Raw genomic sequence first — 2,685 nt, forward strand, 5'->3', positions numbered from 1 at the left:
TGTCGATTTCAGAGCTTACGCTTAAAACCAGGGATGAAGAGCCGGTTCGTCGGTTCGAGGTCTTTACTGGCAGTGGTCGTCGCCGCGAATGGAGCGACGAGCTGAAGGCGCGGATCATCGCGGAGAGCTATGAGCCCGGCGTGACGGTGTGCTCAGTGGCACGGCATCATGGACTAACATCGCAACAGCTATTCACTTGGCGACGGCTTGCCCGCAGGCCGCTCGATGCAGCGCCGGACGAGGCACCGATGTTTGCGCCTGCCATTGTCGTCCCGCAGGACATACCCCCAGCGAGGAAGGTACGGCGAGCACGTTCACCGAGGAAGGCCCATGGCGAGGCTGTGATTGAGCTGGAAATTGGTGGTGCGACAATCAGGATTGCATCTGGTGCTGACACCACGACGATTGCAGCCGTAATTGCGGCCATGAAGGCATCATCGTGATTGGTCCGTCCGGCGCGGTGAAAGTCATGATTGCCACCAAGCCTGTCGACTTCCGCAAAGGCGCAGAGGGGTTGGCTGCACTGGTGAAGGCAGAGATGGGAGCTGACCCGTTCTCCGGCACGATTTACGTATTCCGAGCCAAGCGAACCGACCGCATCAAACTGATCTTCTGGGACGGTAGCGGTGTGTGCCTGGTCGCCAAGCGGCTTGAGGATGGCGAGTTCCATTGGCCCCGAATGCAGGATGGCGCGATGCATCTGACATCCGCCCAGTTCTCGGCTCTATTTGAGGGGCTGGATTGGAAACGCGTCCATGCGCCAACCGAAACACGCACCCCCGTTATGGCAGGATAACGGCCGCGACGAATTGAATCAGCCGCATTCAATATCTCGTTTTGTGAGGCAAAATATGCTGTTCTTGCCCCATGACGACAAGGGCGGACGATCTTCCCGATGACCTGAACGCGCTGAAAGCGATGGTGCTTTCGCGCGAGGCGGAGAATGCCCGCCTGCGTCAGATCATCAAGGAATTACAGCGTCACCGCTTTGGTCGCCGCGCCGAAACGCTTCCCGAGGATCAGCTTCTCTTAGGCTTGGAAGAAGCTGAACAGGTCGAGGCGGATGGTCTGGAAGCGAAAGAAGAAGCCTCTGCCGCTGTGCGCCAGGAACGTGTTGCCAAACGGCGAACGAACCGGGGTTCTTTGCCAGCTCACCTGCCACGCATCGAGATGATCGTCGATATCGATGACTATGCCTGCCCAGGCTGCCGCCATGATTTGCATCGGATCGGCGAAGATGTCAGCGAAAAGCTCGACATCGTTCCCGCTCAGTTCCGTGTGCTGGTCGTGCGCCGCCCGAAGTATGCCTGCCGGGCCTGTGAGGATGTCGTGGTTCAGGCTCCGGCTCCCACCCGGCTGATCGAAGGCGGCATTCCGACCGAAGCAACCGTCGCCCAGGTCCTGGTCTCCAAGTATGCCGATCACCTGCCGCTCTATCGTCAGGCGCAAATCTACAAGCGGCAAGGGATCGATCTCGACCGCTCGACACTCGCGGATTGGGTCGGCCGCGCCGCCTGGCATTTGCGGCCTATTCATCAACGGTTGCTCTATGTTTTGAAAACATCTTCAAAACTCTTTGCCGACGAAACGACTTGCCCGGTTCTCGATCCCGGACGGGGCAAGACCAAGACCGGGCAACTCTGGGCTTATGCTCGCGATGACAGGCCATGGCAGGGAGACGATCCGCCCGGAGTGGCCTATGTCTATGCACCGGATCGCAAGGCCGAACGCCCGATGACCCATCTCGACGGCTTCGTCGGCATTCTCCAGGTAGACGGCTACAGTGGCTACCGCCCGTTGGCTGCCAAGAACACCGTATCGCTGGCATTCTGCTGGTCGCATGTTCGTCGGCGCTTTTACGAACTGGCGGCCGCCGGTCCTGCACCTATTGCCACGGAGGCACTCAGACGCATTGCCGAACTTTACAAGATCGAAGACGAGATACGTGGCCGCACGCACGAAGAGCGCAGCATCGCGCGTCAGGAAAAGAGTCGTCCGATCATCGATAGCCTCGCTCCCTGGTTACGTGAACAGCTTGGCCTCATCAGCCAGAAGACAAAGCTGGCCGAAGCGATCCGTTATGCCCTGTCACGCTGGGATGGGCTGACCAGGTTCATCGATGACGGCCGGATCGAGATCGACTCCAACACCGTCGAGCGATCCATCAGACCGATTGCCCTCAATCGCAAGAACTCGCTGTTTGCAGGCTCCGATGCAGGAGCCGAACACTGGGCGACCATCGCATCACTCATCGAGACCGCCAAGCTCAACGATGTCGAACCGCTTGGCTATCTCGCCGACGTGCTTACCAGGATCGTCAACGGTCACCCGAACAGCCGGATCGACGAGTTGTTGCCCTGGTCATACATGACCTATAAAATCCTCCCGACAAAAGAACAGGCGTGGAGTGTGCCGTGACAGAGCAGAGCATCTCATGGGAGCAGGATGGAACCGACTCCGGCTGGTTCTTCGCCAAAAATGTCGGCTCTGTGAGAAGCAGTTCCAGTTATCGCCCCGGAGGCTGGTGGTTCCTTCCAAAGTGGTTACCTGACACGGAAGAAAACGATGTCGGCCCCTTTAAAACCAAAACTGCCGCGTTGGCAGAAGCGGAGCGTCTGGCTGCCTATAAACTCACAAAATAGCAGCATAAGCTTCCACCCGCCGTGGCCCCAGAACGGCGCTTAC

At 58.5% G+C, this 2,685-nt stretch carries 4 protein-coding genes; all 4 read left to right on the forward strand.

Features of this window, described 5'->3' with window-relative positions; translation table 11 throughout:
- A partial coding sequence (tnpA, locus tag ACIQWP_RS31800; RefSeq protein ID WP_402796446.1) for an IS66-like element accessory protein TnpA occupies positions 1 to 443 on the forward strand: 443 nt, incomplete at its 5' end.
- On the forward strand, positions 440 to 796 hold the full coding sequence (gene tnpB / locus ACIQWP_RS31805) for an IS66 family insertion sequence element accessory protein TnpB (RefSeq protein ID WP_402796449.1): 357 nt from the start codon (positions 440 to 442) through the stop codon (positions 794 to 796). The genes tnpA and tnpB, both read left to right, overlap by 4 nt.
- Before the next feature lie 71 nt (positions 797 to 867).
- Positions 868 to 2,418, forward strand: coding sequence for an IS66 family transposase (tnpC, locus tag ACIQWP_RS31810; protein WP_402796452.1), 1,551 nt, complete (start codon positions 868 to 870; stop codon positions 2,416 to 2,418).
- Positions 2,415 to 2,642 (forward strand): hypothetical protein, encoded by a 228-nt coding sequence (locus tag ACIQWP_RS31815; RefSeq protein WP_402796455.1) that lies wholly within the window; start codon positions 2,415 to 2,417, stop codon positions 2,640 to 2,642. The genes tnpC and ACIQWP_RS31815 overlap by 4 nt, the downstream gene beginning before the upstream one ends.
- The last annotated feature ends 43 nt before the right edge of the window (positions 2,643 to 2,685 follow it).

The organism is Rhizobium sp. NPDC090279, assembly GCF_044769665.1.
GTDB lineage: Bacteria > Pseudomonadota > Alphaproteobacteria > Rhizobiales > Rhizobiaceae > Rhizobium.

What these genes read in the sequence shown, in the direction of transcription:
- tnpC (WP_402796452.1), top strand. Translation starts at nt 868, where the DNA reads ATGACGACAAGGGCGGACGATCTTCCCGATGACCTGAACGCGCTGAAA.